At 52.5% G+C, this 16,714-nt stretch carries 16 protein-coding genes, 1 other RNA gene and 1 pseudogene; 9 read left to right on the plus strand and 9 right to left on the minus strand.

Annotation, left to right across the window (positions count from 1 at the left end; all coding sequences use genetic code 11):
* Together CWE11_RS12270 and CWE11_RS10025 are read left to right on the plus strand one after the other, a co-directional pair.
* Positions 1–116, plus strand: a pseudogene (locus tag CWE11_RS12270) (IS30 family transposase); the annotation flags it as partial.
* A 58-nt stretch (positions 117–174) separates the two neighbouring features.
* A complete protein-coding gene (locus CWE11_RS10025) occupies positions 175–681 on the plus strand; it encodes a hypothetical protein (RefSeq protein ID WP_126777489.1) in 507 nt (168 codons plus the stop codon).
* A 155-nt stretch (positions 682–836) separates the two neighbouring features.
* Here CWE11_RS10025 and gcvP read toward each other — a convergent pair whose 3' ends face one another.
* The 3 genes from gcvP to gcvT form a co-directional block, all read right to left on the minus strand.
* Entirely contained in the window at positions 837–3,719 is a 2,883-nt protein-coding gene (gcvP, locus tag CWE11_RS10030; RefSeq protein ID WP_126777490.1) for an aminomethyl-transferring glycine dehydrogenase, read from the minus strand.
* A 95-nt stretch (positions 3,720–3,814) separates the two neighbouring features.
* Positions 3,815–4,204, minus strand: coding sequence for a glycine cleavage system protein GcvH (gene gcvH, locus CWE11_RS10035; RefSeq protein WP_126777491.1), 390 nt, complete (start codon positions 4,202–4,204; stop codon positions 3,815–3,817).
* A gap of 52 nt (positions 4,205–4,256) precedes the next feature.
* A complete protein-coding gene (gene gcvT / locus CWE11_RS10040) occupies positions 4,257–5,342 on the minus strand; it encodes a glycine cleavage system aminomethyltransferase GcvT (RefSeq protein WP_126777492.1) in 1,086 nt (361 codons plus the stop codon).
* Positions 5,343–5,527: 185 nt separating this feature from the next.
* Between gcvT and CWE11_RS10045 the strand changes: the two genes are divergently transcribed.
* A complete protein-coding gene (locus CWE11_RS10045) occupies positions 5,528–6,373 on the plus strand; it encodes a LysR family transcriptional regulator (RefSeq protein ID WP_126777493.1) in 846 nt (281 codons plus the stop codon).
* On the opposite strand, the gene CWE11_RS10050 is transcribed toward CWE11_RS10045, so the two are convergent.
* Genes CWE11_RS10050 through CWE11_RS10065 form a run of 4 tightly spaced genes read right to left on the minus strand, consistent with a single transcriptional unit; the run spans position 6,370 to position 10,740 of the window.
* Positions 6,370–7,557 carry a UbiH/UbiF/VisC/COQ6 family ubiquinone biosynthesis hydroxylase gene (locus CWE11_RS10050; protein ID WP_157981344.1) on the minus strand — a complete coding sequence of 396 codons (1,188 nt, stop codon included), beginning with the start codon at positions 7,555–7,557 and terminating at the stop codon, positions 6,370–6,372. The genes CWE11_RS10045 and CWE11_RS10050 overlap by 4 nt on opposite strands.
* A 53-nt stretch (positions 7,558–7,610) precedes the next feature.
* Positions 7,611–8,795, minus strand: coding sequence for an FAD-dependent monooxygenase (locus tag CWE11_RS10055; protein WP_157981345.1), 1,185 nt, complete (start codon positions 8,793–8,795; stop codon positions 7,611–7,613).
* A complete protein-coding gene (pepP, locus tag CWE11_RS10060; RefSeq protein WP_126777496.1) occupies positions 8,782–10,152 on the minus strand; it encodes a Xaa-Pro aminopeptidase in 1,371 nt (456 codons plus the stop codon). Before pepP ends, CWE11_RS10055 begins: the two co-directional genes overlap by 14 nt.
* A gap of 15 nt (positions 10,153–10,167) precedes the next feature.
* The gene (locus CWE11_RS10065; protein ID WP_126777497.1) at positions 10,168–10,740 is read right to left on the minus strand and encodes a UPF0149 family protein; all 573 of its coding nucleotides are present in this window, start codon (positions 10,738–10,740) and stop codon (positions 10,168–10,170) included.
* A gap of 250 nt (positions 10,741–10,990) precedes the next feature.
* Here CWE11_RS10065 and CWE11_RS10070 point away from each other — a divergent pair, with 250 nt between their 5' ends.
* The 3 genes from CWE11_RS10070 to CWE11_RS10080 all read left to right on the plus strand — a co-directional run bounded on the left by CWE11_RS10070 (position 10,991) and on the right by CWE11_RS10080 (position 11,878).
* Positions 10,991–11,365, plus strand: coding sequence for a cell division protein ZapA (locus CWE11_RS10070; protein WP_126777498.1), 375 nt, complete (start codon positions 10,991–10,993; stop codon positions 11,363–11,365).
* 13 nt (positions 11,366–11,378) lie between these two features.
* Positions 11,379–11,562: non-coding RNA, 6S RNA (gene ssrS / locus CWE11_RS10075), on the plus strand.
* 97 nt (positions 11,563–11,659) lie between these two features.
* Positions 11,660–11,878, plus strand: coding sequence for a hypothetical protein (locus tag CWE11_RS10080; RefSeq protein ID WP_126777499.1), 219 nt, complete (start codon positions 11,660–11,662; stop codon positions 11,876–11,878).
* Here CWE11_RS10080 and CWE11_RS10085 read toward each other — a convergent pair.
* A complete protein-coding gene (locus CWE11_RS10085) occupies positions 11,829–12,347 on the minus strand; it encodes a hypothetical protein (protein WP_126777500.1) in 519 nt (172 codons plus the stop codon). The two genes, CWE11_RS10080 and CWE11_RS10085, sit on opposite strands and share 50 nt — an antisense overlap.
* A gap of 8 nt (positions 12,348–12,355) precedes the next feature.
* Positions 12,356–13,918 (minus strand): amidohydrolase family protein, encoded by a 1,563-nt coding sequence (locus CWE11_RS10090; protein ID WP_126777501.1) that lies wholly within the window; start codon positions 13,916–13,918, stop codon positions 12,356–12,358.
* A 121-nt stretch (positions 13,919–14,039) separates the two neighbouring features.
* Here CWE11_RS10090 and CWE11_RS10095 point away from each other — a divergent pair, with 121 nt between their 5' ends.
* The 3 genes from CWE11_RS10095 to serA are packed head-to-tail and all read left to right on the plus strand — an operon-like array spanning position 14,040 to position 16,634.
* Positions 14,040–14,648 (plus strand): 5-formyltetrahydrofolate cyclo-ligase, encoded by a 609-nt coding sequence (locus CWE11_RS10095; RefSeq protein WP_126777502.1) that lies wholly within the window; start codon positions 14,040–14,042, stop codon positions 14,646–14,648.
* 57 nt (positions 14,649–14,705) lie between these two features.
* On the plus strand, positions 14,706–15,386 hold the full coding sequence (gene rpiA / locus CWE11_RS10100) for a ribose-5-phosphate isomerase RpiA (RefSeq protein WP_126777503.1): 681 nt from the start codon (positions 14,706–14,708) through the stop codon (positions 15,384–15,386).
* A 15-nt stretch (positions 15,387–15,401) separates the two neighbouring features.
* Entirely contained in the window at positions 15,402–16,634 is a 1,233-nt protein-coding gene (gene serA / locus CWE11_RS10105; protein WP_126777504.1) for a phosphoglycerate dehydrogenase, read from the plus strand.
* Positions 16,635–16,714 lie beyond the last annotated feature (80 nt).

A 16,714-nucleotide genomic window follows, 5' to 3' on the forward strand; every position in this document is an offset into this window, starting at 1 on the left:
CCAAAATACAACAGCGTATAAATCTCAGGCCGCGTAAGATATTAGGGTTTAAGCAACCAGATGTAATTTTTAAAGAGCAATTGCAGTACGCGCAGAGCGAGTGTTGCAGTTATTAATTGAATCTAGGTAATAATAGTTATGGTTTTTTTACAGGGATGTACCAGTAATAAATTTGTGGCATCAGAACTAATTCAGGAAGATCTCAAGCTCACTGGCACTAATATAGTAGCGTACAATATGCTTGATATTAGAGCCGGGGAATTGAGCCATCAAATGCTTGGCTCACTCAACCGTCAGCTTATTTCTGAGTTTGAGAAGAGAAACGTTGACGCGGTTGTAAGGGAGTTTAGAAGAAGTGATGCGGGCACAGCCTACGTGGTTTCCGGAAGTGGCAGGATTCCCCTCAGAGAGTTCGTTACGCAGTACGCACAAAATGAACAAGACACAAGTGTGAAATATCGGCTTCTCATCATTCCATCGCACATGACTATCTCGGGCGCTTGGAGATTCTTTGACGTGACCTGGATACTTGAAGAGGTTTCCTCAGACTCAACTGTTTGGCGAGGCGTATCACAGGGAGAACATTTGGTCAGCTGGAATATTGACGAAATGTACGAGGCTCGCGCCTCTCAAATTGTAGAGAGTCTTTTCGCAGAATTAGAAAGATCCAACATGTTTTAACAAGGGCTCTCGGTATTTTATCCCAAAAGCCATTAAAGCTCAGAAGGTATATCCGCGTACCAAGCCTATGGAAGATGTCGAGAAATCAACAAAAAAGCCCGCTCAAGGCGGGCTTCCAATCTTAAAAGAGCTTAGCGAGCGGTAAGGTACTCCCCCTACTCCTGATACGCCGACAACGGAGGGCAGCTGCACACGAAGTTGCGGTCGCCATATACGTCATCAATGCGGTTAACGCTCGGCCAGAACTTATGGTCGCGTAACCAGGTTTTCGGGTACACCGCATCTTCACGGCTGTACGGACGGTCCCAATCCGAAGTGATATCGGCCAGCGTGTGTGGCGCATTCACGAGCGGGTTCTCTTCGAGTGTCCACTCGCCTTGGGCAACCTTCTCAATCTCCTGACGAATGGCAATCATGGCATCACAGAACCGGTCCATTTCCGCTTTTGATTCAGACTCAGTCGGCTCAATCATCAGCGTGCCGGCTACAGGGAATGACATGGTCGGTGAATGGAAACCAAAATCCTGCAAACGTTTCGCAACATCAATTTCTGCAATACCGGTCGCTTCTTTCAGCGGACGCAAATCGATAATGCACTCGTGTGCAACACGGTCATTGCGGCCGGTGTAGAGAATCGGATAGTGCTCGGCCAAACGCTTCGCCATGTAGTTGGCGTTTAGCATCGCAACTTCAGTCGCCAAACGCAGTCCGGTACTACCCATCATGACAATGTACATCCATGAAATTGGCAGAATGCTGGCGCTTCCGTACGGTGCTGCAGAAACTGCTGGGCTGCCCGCTGTCAGACCTGGCGCGTCAAGCATTACGTGACCTGGCAAGAACGGTGCTAAGTGACTCTTCACGCCAATAGGTCCCATACCTGGGCCACCACCGCCATGCGGGATACAGAACGTTTTGTGCAGGTTAAGGTGCGACACATCGGAGCCAATATAGCCCGGTGAGGTCACGCCCACTTGCGCGTTCATGTTAGCGCCGTCCATGTACACCTGACCACCGAACTCATGAACGATGTCGCAGATCTCACGGATTTGCTCTTCGTACACGCCGTGGGTTGACGGGTAAGTCACCATGGCACAGCTCAACTGGTCTTTTACTTCTTCCGCTTTTTTGCGCAAGTCTGCAATATCGACGTTGCCGTTTTTGTCACAGGCCACCACAATAACTTTCATGCCGGCCATTTGTGCCGATGCTGGATTGGTTCCGTGGGCAGAGTCTGGAATCAAGCAAATGTTCCGGTGCCCTTCGCCACGGCTGGCATGGTAACGGTGAATCGCCAACAGACCGGCGTACTCGCCCTGTGCACCTGAATTCGGTTGCATGGACATCGCATCGTAGCCAGTGATATCCAACAGCCAGGTAGAGAGCGTGCTGAGCAGCTCTTGGTAGCCTTGCGCTTGATCCAGCGGGCAGAACGGGTGCAAGTTGGCAAACTCTGGCCAGGTGACCGGAATCATTTCCGCGGTCGCGTTCAACTTCATGGTGCACGATCCCAACGAGATCATGCTGTGGTTGAGCGCTAAGTCTTTGTTCTCAAGCTGCTTGATGTAGCGCAGCATCTCAGTTTCCGAGTGATACTGGTTGAAGACTTCGTGGGTCAAAATATCCGATTGACGCACAAGGCTGGCAGGAATGGATTCTGAGCTCTGCACTTCGGTATCAAGCTCAACCACTTGCAAGCCATGATCTGCACCCAAGATAACGTCAAACAAGGTGGCGACATCAACACGTGTTTTGGCTTCATCCAAGCTGATTCCCAACAGGCCCGGACGATCCGTGCGGAAGTTCACTTCAGCTGCTTCAGCGCGCTTCAAAATTGCCTCGCGCTTCTCACCATCGGCTTTGATGGTCAGGGTGTCAAAATACGTGTCATGAACTGGTGTGAACCCTTTGGCACGCAAACCGTGCGCCAAAATATCGGTTAAACGGTGAATGCGCTGAGCGATGGTACGAAGGCCTTGTGGACCATGGTACACCGCATAGAATGAGGCGATATTGGCCAGAAGCACCTGCGCGGTACAAATGTTGGAGGTCGCTTTCTCACGGCGGATGTGTTGCTCGCGGGTTTGCATCGCCATCCGCAGCGCCACGCGCCCACGGCTGTCTTTGGACACGCCGATGACACGGCCTGGCAGCGCACGCTTATATTTGTCGCGGGTCGCAAAGAACGCAGCATGTGGACCACCGTAACCCATCGGTACACCGAAACGTTGAGCAGAGCCAAACACCATGTCCGCGCCCATTTCACCTGGTGACTTGGTCAACACAAGGGACATCAGGTCCGAGGCAACCGCCGCCAGACCTTTGTTGTTTTGGACTTGCGCGATCACGTCCGTCAGGTCAATCAGTTCACCATCTGCCGCAGGGCTTTGGAACAGTGCACCAAACACATCGTGTTGGCCCGCTTCGTGCCACGGCCCTTGAATAATCTCAAAGCCGAACATCTCTGCACGGGCTTTCACCACATCAATCGTCTGTGGGAACACGTTGTCGGCAATAAAGAACGCGTTTGATTTTGATTTGCTGACGCGTTGCGCCATGGCCATTGCTTCGGCCGCAGCGGTCGCTTCATCCAACAATGAGGCAGATGCAAGCTCAAGGCCGGTCAAATCGATGGTCATTTGTTGGAAATTCAAAATCGCTTGCAAACGACCTTGGGCAATCTCAGGCTGATAAGGGGTGTACGCGGTGTACCAACCCGGGTTTTCAAGCACATTGCGCAAGATGACATTTGGCAGCAAAGTATCGTAATAACCCAAGCCAATGTAGCTTTGGAATACTTTGTTCTTTTTCGCAATTTTCTTCAGACGCGCTAATGCATCGCGTTCGGTCATCGATTCACCGATGCTCAAAAACGGGTCGCGCAGAATCGCTCCTGGCACGGTTTGTTTAGTCATCGCTTCGAGCGATTCAGCACCCACAAAATCCAGCATATCCTGCTGTTCTTTTGCATCCGGGCCAATATGACGAGTCACGAATTCATCGTGACGCTCGAGCTGCTTCAAAGATGTACTGCTCATGAATTGATTACCTGCGTTGCATCAGCGAGGGGTTAAAACCCCGATAAAACAATAACAAAGCCCCGGCAGTACCGGGGCTTGTGACATAAAAGTGTTTAGTCTTCTTCGATAGAAGCGGCGTAGCCTTCTGCGTCGAGCAGACTTGCGACTTCGCTCTCATCGTCAGCTTTGATTTTGAACAACCAGCCGTCACCGTAAGCGTCGTTGTTTACCAGCTCAGGTGAATCTTCTAACTCTTCGTTCACCGCGACAATTTCACCACCAATCGGCGCGTAAATATCAGAGGCTGCTTTGACCGACTCAGCAACTGCGACGTCATCGCCTGCTGAAACGCTGTCACCTACTTCTGGCAGCTCAACAAACACCATGTCGCCAAGAAGTTCTTGCGCATGCTCGGTGATTCCGACCGTGTACACGCCGTCGCCTTCATCACGGAGCCACTCGTGTGTGGACGCATATTTTAATTCGTTTGGTACATTGCTCATGTTCTAAACCCTTGTGTCGTTTGACGTTATTTGTTGAGTATCTTTGCCGAGACTACGCTGAAACGACCGCTTTGCCGTGTCGAACAAAGGATGGCTTCACTACGTTTACTGTAACCATTTTTTTGCGCATTTCCACTTGGGCAGTATCACCCACCGGTGTGGGGACGCGGGCCATGGCAATGCTGTAGCCTAAAGTTGGTGAGAAGGTGCCTGAGGTGATTACCCCTTCGCCGCCTTCCACAGTCACTTTCAAGCCAGCGCGTAACACGCCTTTTTCTTTCATAACCAGACCGACTAACTTTTCAGTACCAGCGGCTTTTTGTGCTTCGATTGCGCTGCGCCCCACGAAGTCACGATCAGCTGGCTCGAGCGCCACAGACCAACCCATGTTCGCTGCCAAAGGCGATACCGTTTCGTCCATATCTTGGCCGTAAAGGTTCATACCCGCTTCCAAGCGCAGGGTATCCCGCGCGCCAAGTCCACACGGCTGAACACCTTCGGCGAGCAAGGTGTCCCACACCGCGGCGACTTTCTCAGCTGGGATGATCAGCTCATAGCCCGCTTCACCGGTATAGCCGGTGGTGGCAATAAAGAGATCATCGAGCTGCAAGCCAACAAACGGCTTTAATGCGCTAACCGCAGCGTGTTGCTCGGCGCTCATCAAAGCCCGCACTTTCTCTTGCGCTTTTGGACCTTGCACCGCAAGCATCGCAAACTCAGTGCGCTCGGTGATAGCCACATCAAATTCACCCGCTTGTTTTTCAAGCCACTGAAGGTCTTTGTCACGGGTAGCGGAGTTCACAACCAACCGGTACGACTCGTCATTGAAGAAGTAGGCAATCAAATCATCAATGACACCACCGGTTTCATTCAGCATGGCGGAATACAATGCTTTGCCTGGCTCTTTAAGTTTGGCCACATCGTTGGCCAGCAAACGGCGCAGGTACGCTTTTGCTTCCGGCCCAGTGACATCAACGATGGTCATGTGCGAGACGTCAAACATCCCCACGTTTTGGCGCACCGCGTGGTGCTCCTCAATCTGTGAACCATAGTTAAGTGGCATATCCCAGCCGTGGAAGTCGACCATTTTTGCGCCTGCAGCGACGTGCTGCGGGTAGAGAGGAGTGCGTTGCGCCATAGCGTTTTCACTTCTGTTGGTTTTTTGCTCAAAACAATGGTGGTCATTATAGGGGGGATGCTGCGAGGCAACAAATTAAAAACCGCAATACGATTATTAAGTTTTGTTATGGGATTGCTCATAAAATTGATAATATAAATAGCAAATATCACCGGATTTTCAGTGTTTACGCGAGTAATTTAACCATGAAACACCTTTCACTCGAGAGTTTACGGGCGTATATTACCGTGGCTGATTTACAAAGTTTTACCCAGGCGGGTGAGCGGCTTGGTCGTTCACAACCAGCCATCAGCCTGCAATTAAAGCGCCTTGAAGAACAAATTGATGCATCGCTGTTTGATCGCCAAGGTGGCAAACTTAAACTGACTGCCGCAGGGCAAGAGCTCTACCAAGGAGCGCGGGCCTTGCTCGCAGCCCATGATCAATTACTCGCTAAATTTGAGAAAACTCCGATCTCAGGTCAGGTTCGCCTCGGCATTCCCAGCGAGTTCGCCACGGCGTTACTGCCGCGTATTCTCGGGCAGTTCGCGACCAGCTACCCGCAAATAACCCTGGAGGTCACATCAGCCCTGAGTCGTGATCTGCGCTTAGGCGCCAGCCGCGGACAGTTCGATATTATTCTGACGGTGGCTGAGCAAGCGCCCCCCACAGCGGTGCAAGTGAAAGAAGATCAGCTGGTGTGGGTTGCGGGCCGCTCAGATTTTCAGTGGCAAGGCGCAGTTCCGCTGGTACTCGCCGCAGAAGGATGTATTTACCGACGGCGCACACTTCAGACGCTCAAGCAGGTCGGCCGCCCCTCGCGGATTACCTACACCAACAATGATCTGACGGGTATCAGCAGTGCATTGAAAAGTGATTTGGGGATCACTGCGCTGGCACGCAGTTCGGTTCCCCAAGACTTGGTCGAAATTCGCCACCCCGATCTTCCCATGCTCGGCAGTGTGGGTATCTATTTGGAGCGCCATCAGCAGCAGCCGAATGACGCTTCAGAGCACCTTCTGGATTATCTGAGCGGCTATCTCAATCCTTAAAAGTGATTGGCTTGACGCAAAAAGAAGTCTTTCAGTGGGTTTATTTTATCCGCCAGCGCAAGGCCTGTTGCCCGGGCCGCTCGCATCAACGGATTCGGCTGCGTGAACAGTTGATGGAAGCCTTCCATCACGGCAATATGACGCACCGCAGCTGCCTTTCGCGCCCGGCTGTAACCTCGCAGAGCTCGGGCCAGCTCGGCTTCGTCCCACTGCCCATTCAGAGTTCCCAGTGCGCCGAGTCGTTCAGCCAACACAAAGGCATCCCCCAAGCCCAGATTAGCGCCCTGACCTGCCAACGGATGAATAGTATGCGCCGCATCCCCCATCAATACCTGACGTCCATGGATCCAATCTTCGGCATAACGCATGGTTAACGGAAAGCTCACTCGCGCACTGACACGCTCGATGGTACCGAGTTGATTATCACTCGCCACATGTAACGCTTGCTTAAACTCTGTTTCGGAAAGGTTGACCAACTCCCGCGCGCGCAAAATGGGCGTGCTCCAGACAATCGAACATTCATGGGGATCGGCCATCGGCAACAGTGCCAACGGACCATCACCTAAAAACACTTGGCGCGCAATGCCGCCGTGCGGTACTTCTGTGCGAATCGTACACACCACGCCTTCTTGTTCGTAATCTCGATGCGTCACCGGTGTCCCCGATGCAGCGCGCAGTTTGGATTGGGCCCCATCGGCCGCCACCAACAATTGGGATAGAACGACGTCACCATTGCCAAGCTGTAAGGTGACATCATGGGCATGATATTCCGGCTCGCTCACTGTAGTTTCTGCGTACAACCGTACTCCAGCTTCTTCGGCCGTTTGCCACAAGGCTGCTGCCACCACATCGTTCTCGACAATGGTACCCAGATGGGTCATGTCTGCATCGTGTGCGTGGAAGCGTATATGCCCAAACGAGTCATATTCCCACACATGCATCCCGCTGTAAGCACCTTGCCGCGATTCGGGAATGCGCGACCACGCGCCCAATTCACGCAACCACGCTTCAGCGGCATGATTCAGAGCAGAAACCCGCAACGACGGCGTAGATGGAATCTGCCCTTGCATCGGCTGCTTCTCAATCAGCACCACCTCGCGGCCACGACGCGCCATTGCGGTTGCAAAGGCGAGACCGATCATACCACCACCGACCACCGTGACTTGTGTGCGAATTACCGCCATATTTGTTCCTACTCTCCTCGCGACCGCATGCATCTAACAGCGGGTGAATCGCTTTATCCAATCAACGCGCGAAACCCCATGGCTTTACGCATCAAGGGTCGGCTCAGCGCATCACAGATCCGCAGAGTATATAACCCTTTGCTACGCGCCTGCCGCAAGATGGGGTTTTGATTCGAAAATACGTGAACCAAACCGTGAGTCAGGCCCACAATTTCTTGATAATCTGAAAGCCGCTGGGCGCGATAGTGCTGCAACCCATCGATGCCGCCGAGATCGTTTGGGTCAAGATGATGCACAAGATCAATGATATCTCGCACACCCAAATTGTATCCTTGTCCCGCCACAGGATGCAGCGTATGGCAGGCATTGCCAATGAGCACCGAGCGATGACCAATAAACCGCTCCGCCAACGCCAGCTGGAGCGGGAAAACCCCTTGCAGCTGCACCGACTGTAAGCGACCAGGGGCTGCACCGACCTTGTGCTGCAATGCTCTCAGTTGGTCATCGGCAGATAAGGCTTGAATACGCTGGGCCTCTTGCTCGCTGGTACACCATACCAGCGCGGCTTGCTTTTTTCCTTGTGGCAACAATGCCACCGGCCCGTGATCGGTAAATCGCTCGTAAGCCCACTGATGATGCCCATCGGCATACTCAACAATGCCAGCCAAGGCGACTTGAGCATACGGATGGGATTCCATGTTAATCCCCAGAAGATCGCGCGTCTTCGACTGGGATCCCTCAGCCACCACGAGCAAGCCCGCGTGTATTGTTTGGGGCACGTTTTTATCCGACGATGACAGCGTGAGCTGATAACCATCGGCTTCGGCCTTTAGGGATGAAATCTGCGTGCCACGCAAGCGCTGTACGCGATCACTGAGAATACCTTCTAAAGCACGGTCAAGCTCCTGCTGCAAGGTCCCCGCCATGGCCACATAACCAAGTGCAGGGAGGCCCTCACGCTCCGCATGCATGGTCATGGTGCCAGGACCAGTCGCATCAGAGACATGAATATGCGCAATAGCGGCACTGTGGGTCAGGGCTTCTTGCCAGACCCCGAATTCAGTGAGAATTTGCTGTGTCCGCAAGGCTAAGGCGAGGCCACGCGGATCCTGATGGGAACCATTGGAGAACTGATCGAGCAAGACAATCCGATGAGCCGGAAACCGTCGGCTGAACACTATGGCAGCGAGGCAGCCAGTCAAGCCACCTCCAGCGATCACGACATCAGCTCGCTCCACGCGCCAATCCCTCTTCTCGCGCACCACGGCTTGGTGTGCGATCCCGTGAACCAGCAGCCATCAGCGCTTCGATCCCTTCAATGCTCTTCGGCACAGCAGCCGTCAGATTGTGGTAGCCTTGTTCGGTGACCAATAAGTCATCTTCAATTCGAATGCCCATACCACGATACGCCTCAGGAACCGATTCATCATCCGGGGCAAAGTAGAGCCCAGGCTCAATGGTTAGCACCATACCCGGTCTTAGCTTAATCGGTGTGCCATCTTGCTCGTAGGGACCCACATCATGCACATCAAGTCCAAGCCAATGACCTAGACCGTGAATAAAATATTTCCGTACGGTCATGGCATCAAGGTGCTCGCGCACACTGCCTTTGAGTAGCCCGAGTTTCACCAACCCCTCAGTCAGCACATGAAGGCAAGCTTCTTGCGCTTTGGGCAATGTATGTCCCGGCTTTATTTCCGCAAATGCTGCTTCTTGCGATGCCAAGACAATCTCGTAAATTTGCCGCTGCACACGACTGAATTTCCCATTGACCGGAAAGGTTCGTGTAATATCAGCGGCATAGCCGCCGTACTCGGCCCCTGCATCAATCAGCAGCAGGTCGCCATCGCGCAGCACGTCTGAATTTTTGGTGTAATGCAAAATACAGGCATTCTCTCCACCCCCCACAATTGAACCATAAGCCGGGCCCACGGCGCCGTGATGCACAAACTCATGGTGCAAGGCTGCCGCAACCTGATACTCAAAAACGCCGGGGGCCGTGATCTGCATCGCTCGTTTGTGTGCTTGCACGGTGATGTCCGCCGCCCGTTGCATCAGCTCAATTTCACCTGCGGACTTCACCAAGCGTTGTTGATGCAAAGCGGGGCGGCTGTCATGCCAATGTTCAGGCGCCGTTTTAATCCGTTTTGGTGCGGCGCGCAGGGTACGAATCACCTCACGCAGCTTCGCCTCAAATTCCGGTGCGCTATCAAACGCAAAATAGAGATGGTCGGTGCCATTGAGCAAATCTAGGAGACGCGTCTCGAGTTCGTCGAGTGGATAACAGGCATCGACTCCCGATATCGTTTGCGCCTGCTCGCAACCGAGCCGACGACCATGCCAGACTTCCGCATGCGGATCCCGTGGCAACACGAATAATATCTCGCGCACCTCCTCCTGGGGCATCAAAATGAGCAATGCATCCGGCTCATCAATGCCGCACAGGTAATGAAAGTCGCTGTCTTGACGGAACGGGAAATGGGTATCACGGCTGCGCATGACTTCACGTGCCGCCGGGAAAATGGCAATGCTATTTTCAGCCATCTGCCGCATGTATTTGGCGCGGCGCTGCTGCAATTCAGACACAGAAATCATGGTGTGACCTCAGCTTTAATGCACGGTTGGGCTGCCCGGAACAATCGGTGCTTGGATCTTACTTAACTCGTTGAAGCACATAATGGCGGTAACGCGCACATACTCGCTCACTTCATAAAATGCACGCTCATCCTCTTGAGAGTTCAAGACATCGCTCGAGAGTCTTGCGATCTCGGCCATGTCTTGAATGGCCTCTTTTAAATCGTCGGACGCCTTCGCCAAATTCTGCTGATGGATCCCAAATCCAACCAAAAAGCATTGAGCCCATTCAGCCAACGCCGTCACTCGATCTTCAAGGGTTTCATCATCGCTCGGCAGAACGAGTTGGAAGCTTAGGTCAGGGCAGCTCAGGCCCTCAACCGTGTACGTATGCAAGGATTCAAGCTCATGCATCATCTTCGGAGAAAACTTCTCCCCCTCATTGGCTAGATCAGAAAGCACCACGACCCAATCACGGTCTTTACTTGGCGCACTACTAGCCACCAACCCCGTGAGCATTCCATGCATTTCTGCAGCGCTGAGAATGATATTTTCTTGGGCTAGCAAACGTGCCAGCGATTCAAACCAGCGAGAACTCGCTTCACTCATGTACGTTGACCTACTCGGATTGCGTATGATGCTTCTAATGCTACCACTCGTTCGCTTTATCAGCCAGAAATCACGAATGATTTCATCGGCTCATCCCGTGTAAACCCTGCTCAAACCCACGACAAGCCATTGCAAGTTTTACATCCGCTCGCTATCCTCCATCACATTGAAATTTCGGCAAGACCTTTACACTTCGGGCGTCCCGAAGCAGCTATAATAAAAATCGCTCGTTGATTTGGGAGAACATGGCATGAGCAGTAATGTCGTTGATATTAAAATTCTAGACCGGAGTTATCGGGTCATGTGCCCAGATGGACAGGAAACCGCGTTGCGTGAAGCGGCCAAGCAGCTTGATGAGCGCATGGTGGAAACTCGGACGTCCACAAAACTGACCAATATGGAACAGATTGCCATCATGGCTGCTTTGAACCTCTGCCATGAGTGGATCTCCGAGCGTGCAACTGAGCGCAAGAAAATTGCTGCGCTTGAAGATAAGATCAGTCTCTTGCAAGCAACCATTGAAAAAGCGATTGGGGATCCCCGCTCGGAAATTCGTCAATCGGTTAAAACTCAAGCAGTTACTGAAAATTCAGCGGAAAACCCATCCAATTCGGAGCGTGAGTAAGGTATACTGGAGTTGTTCTCTGGGGTGTTTGCCAGCATGTGAATGTCCCTGAGCCGATACTTTTAGACCAGGGTCCTGTCGGACTACTAGTGTGCAAGCCCGACCCGAATCGGGAAGCCTTCGGTAGCTTCTTCAGCACCCGCCTTGAACCTCTGGGTTCAAGGGCTGACACGATGCAGCGGCACTCTGGAGAACCCCATCTTTTTGCTCTGATTTTCCGTGATTTTGACTCCTCGACTCGCCCCCATAGCTAAGCTGCGAGTCGAACGACTAACTCGAGAAAGAGAACCACGCATGAAAAAGTTGGAAGTGATTGCGGCAATCGTTATCGTAATTGCCACCGTTCTTATCTTAAATACATGCAGCAGCGGCCCCGCTACGGTCGATGAAGCCGCAGAGTCACTTAGCGAAACGCTTGATTACATCGAAGAAGCGACGCAAGAAGAGGATGACGACGAGCCGCCTATCGACGTTCCTGACGAAACTCAAAGACCACCCCTTGATACGCCATAATTAAGCGCTCATCATCGAGGCGAATGAGTTCGCCACCTGGGGTAAACCAATCATCACCGGAGCACTCGATATAAATGAGCTGCACCGGGGTGTCGGTTCGCAATCCAAAAATATCCGGATTCATCCCAATCCGATTTGCCACCCGCCCCCACTGCTGCCAATCTGTGGTCATGCCCGGCTCACGACAATCGTATTTGCTAAACCGAATGCGCCGTTCTTCAAAATACGCGCTGTAACCAAGCCATTCGATTGCACGGCTTGAAGACAATTGTGAGTTTGCAGTGGTGTGAATGTTGGTGATTTTCCACTCACCGCGTAATTCTGGACCATAGGTGGGTGCGCACGCACTCAGTAGCAGCGCACAGCCAAACGCGCCCCAAAGCAGGGTGTGAGCCTTCACACAGCGTTTAAGAACATTGTTCATTCGAATTGCTTCCTCGGTGAACTCCTCACGGAGTTCACGCTGCATCGCTTCTGTTAATCGTCAGTTTGCTCAGCTTCTTTCGCTTCTCGGACAATGGCCCGAACATCCGCCAGCAATTGCTGAGCGTCGTATAACACGCCATCGCGCATGGTGTACAAAACCCCTTGAGTGCGCATCGGGCGGTTTTCATCATCGAGTCTATAGTGCCCCGTTCCGTATAATACCTTCAAGTTCCGCAGTGGATTTTCTTTGACGATAAACAAATCCGCTTTCTTCCCGGGCACGATGCTGCCAATCTGCTCTTCGAGGCCCAAGGCTTCGGCACCGCTTAAAGTCGCTGCACGAACCACTTCAAGCGCGTTGAAACCGGCTTCACGAAGCAACTCGAGCTCTTGAATATAGCCAAATCCATAGATTTTGTAGATATACCCAGAATCTGAGCCCGCAGTGACGCGTCCACCGTGGTTTTTAAAGTCGTTTAAGAATTCAAACCACAGCCGATAGTTTTCCCGCCACGCAATTTCGTGATCCGTGGTCCAGTCAAACCAATAAGAGCCGTGTGCATAGCGGCTGGGCTTGAAGAAGTCCCACAGGGTCGGAAGCGTATACTCTGCGTGCCACTCGGCGTTCCGCTGCGCCGCAGCATCACGACTCGCCTCATAAATATTAAGGGTCGGGTTAATCGTGAAATCGAGCTCAATCAGCTCGTCTCGTACCTGCTCCCAACGCGGCGATCCTTTGCGCGCGGCCTGTTTCCACAACTGTCCGGCTTCACCGAAGCGATCTTGTTCATTCTGATAGTTGTAATCAGGCGAGTAGTTCTGAATGACCTGGTCCGTGAACAAGGCTTCGGGCAACCCGTACCAATGTTCCATCGAACCCAACCCCATGCGGGCAGAATCCAACACATTGGTCCGCACCACATTCAGCTGGGCGTGGTGCATCATGGTGCCCATACCGAGTTGATTGGCCTCGTCAATGGCTGCAGAAATAACCCGTGGGGTGGCACCAAAGAACTTAATCCCTTCGGCGCCTTGGGCATGCACCCAACGAATCCATTCACGCGCTTGCTCACCGGTAATAATTGGCTCTTCACTGCCGCGGCCAAAGCCTGCATACGGGATAATCCGTGGGGCGATAATTTCATGCGCGGCTGCTTTACGTGCTTCTTCTACAGTCCACTCCACTCCGCGAAAACTTCCCGGTTCACGCACCGTGGTGATACCGTGAGCCAGCCACAACTTGTAAACATACTCCGGCGGAATGTTGGGCGCTGAACCCCCAATATGCCCATGCATATCGACAAAGCCCGGAAGGACATAATGACCTGAGATATCGATTTCACGTGTATTTTCGTCGGCAACGGGACGACGACGCTCGTGGATCGGCACACCTGGATAGCCCACAATATCAACGCGGGTAATGGTATCCCCTTCAATGACGATATCGACCGGACCTACTGGCGGCGCACCTTCTCCATTCACCAAGATCCCGCCACGCAGGATAATTCGTTCAAAGGGGCCTTCACTCGCAGCTTGTGCTGGAATCCAGGCGTTCAGTAGCATGGTGGAGAGAATGAGGAGTCCCATTCCGATTTTTGTTATTGTACGTGTCATGATGTCGTCCACATTTGAAATGTCTCGGATAATGGGTGTCAGTGTGGCAAGCTCTGGAAATGAAGTAAAGGCAAGGCACTCGCAAGTTATCGTCAATCTCACAGGACAGGTCGCAAATTCTATGAATGCGGTATTTCACGATCGCCATGCAGCACGCCGCCACTTTCGGGCTGCTCGAAACCGGCTCTCACCAGACGCCCGGGTCGCGGCAGATCAGTCGTTGTGTGCAGCCATAGTGGACTTAATCAAGGAACACGAGGCCCAGTCTGTCGGCGTGTTTTTACCCAACGATGGCGAGCCAAACCTCACCGCGATCCTGCAACAAGCCCCTCAGGGGACCCGGTTTGCCCTACCGGTGTTGCACCCATTTAGCGAGGGGCATTTATTATTCTTGCGCTACGATCAACAGACCCCCATGCGCCCCAACATATATGGAATACCTGAACCTGAACTGAGTGTTGAACGGGTAACGCCGCTGAGCTCCATGCAACTGTTGTTTGTTCCTTTGGTGGCATTTGATGCTGCGGGTAATCGTCTCGGAATGGGCGGTGGCTTTTATGACCGCACACTTGCGGCCTGGCAGCGAGGACATCTTCCAAACTTGCGGCCCATTGGCGTGGCCTACAACGAGCAACGTGCGGATGCACTTCCCCATGCGACCTGGGATGTGCCCCTCCCGGCCATTTTAACCCCGGATAAACTCTGGCAGTTTCCCCTCAAAAACGTATAATGTTCTTCCATTCTGACCCAGCCTTACACCCGTCACTCACGTCAGATTGGAGCCTCCATGAGCCAGCAGAAAAAGAGCCAACAGGATCAGGCAAAACGCCTTGCCGCAGAAGCCGCTATCGAATTTGTTCCACCCCGTTCTATTGTCGGTGTCGGAACCGGCTCCACCGTGAATTACTTCATTGATGCCCTTGCCGCCCTGAAACACGATATCGAAGGCGCAGTCTCTAGCTCCGAAGCGTCCACAGCGCGTCTCAAAAAGCTCGGCATTCCTGTTTATGACTTGAACGGCGTCGGCGAGATCGCGGTCTACGTTGATGGGGCTGATGAAATTAATCCTCACCTCCAAATGATCAAAGGAGGCGGTGGCGCCCTGACACGCGAGAAGATCGTCGCGGCAGTGTCTAAAACCTTTGTGTGTATTGCCGACGACTCAAAATGGGTGGATGTCCTCGGTGAGTTCCCCCTTCCCGTCGAGGTGATTCCGATGGCGCGCTCCTACGCGGCCCGCCAAATTGTTGCGCTCGGTGGCGATCCGGTATATCGCGAAGGCGTCACGACTGATAACGGCAATGTTATTCTTGATGTTTATAACCTGCATATCGAAAAGCCCATAGACCTTGAGGAAAAACTCAATCAAATTACTGGTGTGGTCACCAATGGGTTGTTTGCCAAACGCGGCGCCGATATTGCGCTGATCAGTGATGGACACGATGTAAAGAAACACACGCGACGCTAATTTCAGGAACTTGCTATGCCGCCCATGCTCTCTCTGGCCAAAGAAAAAATAAAAATCCTCTTGCTCGAGGGCGTTCATCCAAGTGCAGTCGAATGCTTTGTGCAGCACGGATACTCTGAGATTGATACACACCCGACGGCCATGAATGAAGATGAGCTCGCGGAGTGTATTGGTGAGTATCACTTCATCGGAATCCGTTCACGGACGCAGCTGAGCGCTAAAGTACTCGCCCGCGCGGAGCGTTTGAATGCCATTGGCTGTTTTTGCATTGGTACCAACCAAGTAGATGTTCAAGCTGCCCGCACGTACGGTATTCCAGTGTTCAATGCACCTTTCTCAAATACCCGTAGTGTCGCAGAGTTGGTGTTGGCCGAGATCATTATGCTGCTACGCAAGGTGCCGGAGAAAAGTGCCGCCTGCCATCAGGGCGGTTGGCTGAAATCTGCATCTGGCTCACACGAAGCCCGCGGTAAAACGCTCGGCATCATTGGCTACGGTCATATCGGCACCCAGCTCGGTGTGTTGGCTGAGCAGCTGGGTATGCGGGTGGTGTTCTACGACATCGAAACCAAGCTTTCCCTTGGAAATGCACTCCCCATGAACTCTCTTGAGCAACTCCTCAAAGCGAGCGATATTGTTTCATTGCATGTGCCAGAAACGGAGCAAACCCGTTGGATGATCGGAGCCCGTGAGCTTGAAATCATGAAACCCGGCGCCAGCCTAATCAATGCGTCCCGTGGTACGGTGGTTAATCTTGATGCCCTCGCCAATGCCCTGAGAAGCAAGCATTTAAATGGCGCGGCGATTGATGTCTTCCCGGTTGAGCCGAAAGGCAATGACGATCAATTTGAATCGCCCCTGCGTGGTCTTGCCAATGTGATTCTGACACCGCACATTGGTGGCAGCACCCAAGAAGCGCAGGAAAACATTGGCATTGAAGTGGCCCATAAGCTGATTAAATACTCTGACAACGGCTCAACTCTATCTGCGGTAAATTTCCCAGAAGTGAGTTTACCAACACATGCTCAAAGCAGCCGTTTGTTGCACATTCACCGCAATCAGCCCGGGGTTCTCACGCGCATCAACCAAATCTTCGCAGAACTGGGAGTTAATATTTCCGGTCAGTATTTGCAGACCGACAACGAACTCGGTTATGTAGTCATGGATGTGGATAGTGACCTGGCAGAGCAGGCACTTGAGCAACTGAAAGAAATAGATGGGACCATTCGCTGCCGCGTACTGCATTAAAAAATACAGGGTTCGAAACCCGCAATCGCTTGTGGGCATTCAAAAAAACAGATATAAGCAAGTAAAAGCTTTTTGAGGAT

The sequence above is a fragment of the Aliidiomarina sanyensis genome, assembly GCF_003987175.1.
Lineage (GTDB): Bacteria > Pseudomonadota > Gammaproteobacteria > Enterobacterales > Alteromonadaceae > Aliidiomarina > Aliidiomarina sanyensis.

Bases quoted from the DNA above. Each gene is read 5' to 3' on its own strand.
- rpiA (WP_126777503.1), top strand. From the start codon at position 14,706: ATGAGCCAGCAGAAAAAGAGCCAACAGGATCAGGCAAAACGCCTTGCC.
- CWE11_RS10065 (WP_126777497.1), bottom strand. From the start codon at position 10,740: ATGAGTGAAGCGAGTTCTCGCTGGTTTGAATCGCTGGCACGTTTGCTA.
- CWE11_RS10095 (WP_126777502.1), top strand. From the start codon at position 14,040: ATGAATGCGGTATTTCACGATCGCCATGCAGCACGCCGCCACTTTCGG.
- CWE11_RS10050 (WP_157981344.1), bottom strand. From the start codon at position 7,557: ATGGCGGTAATTCGCACACAAGTCACGGTGGTCGGTGGTGGTATGATC.
- CWE11_RS10090 (WP_126777501.1), bottom strand. From the start codon at position 13,918: ATGACACGTACAATAACAAAAATCGGAATGGGACTCCTCATTCTCTCC.
- CWE11_RS10045 (WP_126777493.1), top strand. From the start codon at position 5,528: ATGAAACACCTTTCACTCGAGAGTTTACGGGCGTATATTACCGTGGCT.
- serA (WP_126777504.1), top strand. From the start codon at position 15,402: ATGCCGCCCATGCTCTCTCTGGCCAAAGAAAAAATAAAAATCCTCTTG.
- CWE11_RS10080 (WP_126777499.1), top strand. From the start codon at position 11,660: ATGAAAAAGTTGGAAGTGATTGCGGCAATCGTTATCGTAATTGCCACC.
- CWE11_RS10085 (WP_126777500.1), bottom strand. From the start codon at position 12,347: ATGCAGCGTGAACTCCGTGAGGAGTTCACCGAGGAAGCAATTCGAATG.
- gcvP (WP_126777490.1), bottom strand. From the start codon at position 3,719: ATGAGCAGTACATCTTTGAAGCAGCTCGAGCGTCACGATGAATTCGTG.
- gcvT (WP_126777492.1), bottom strand. From the start codon at position 5,342: ATGGCGCAACGCACTCCTCTCTACCCGCAGCACGTCGCTGCAGGCGCA.
- gcvH (WP_126777491.1), bottom strand. From the start codon at position 4,204: ATGAGCAATGTACCAAACGAATTAAAATATGCGTCCACACACGAGTGG.
- CWE11_RS10070 (WP_126777498.1), top strand. From the start codon at position 10,991: ATGAGCAGTAATGTCGTTGATATTAAAATTCTAGACCGGAGTTATCGG.
- pepP (WP_126777496.1), bottom strand. From the start codon at position 10,152: ATGATTTCTGTGTCTGAATTGCAGCAGCGCCGCGCCAAATACATGCGG.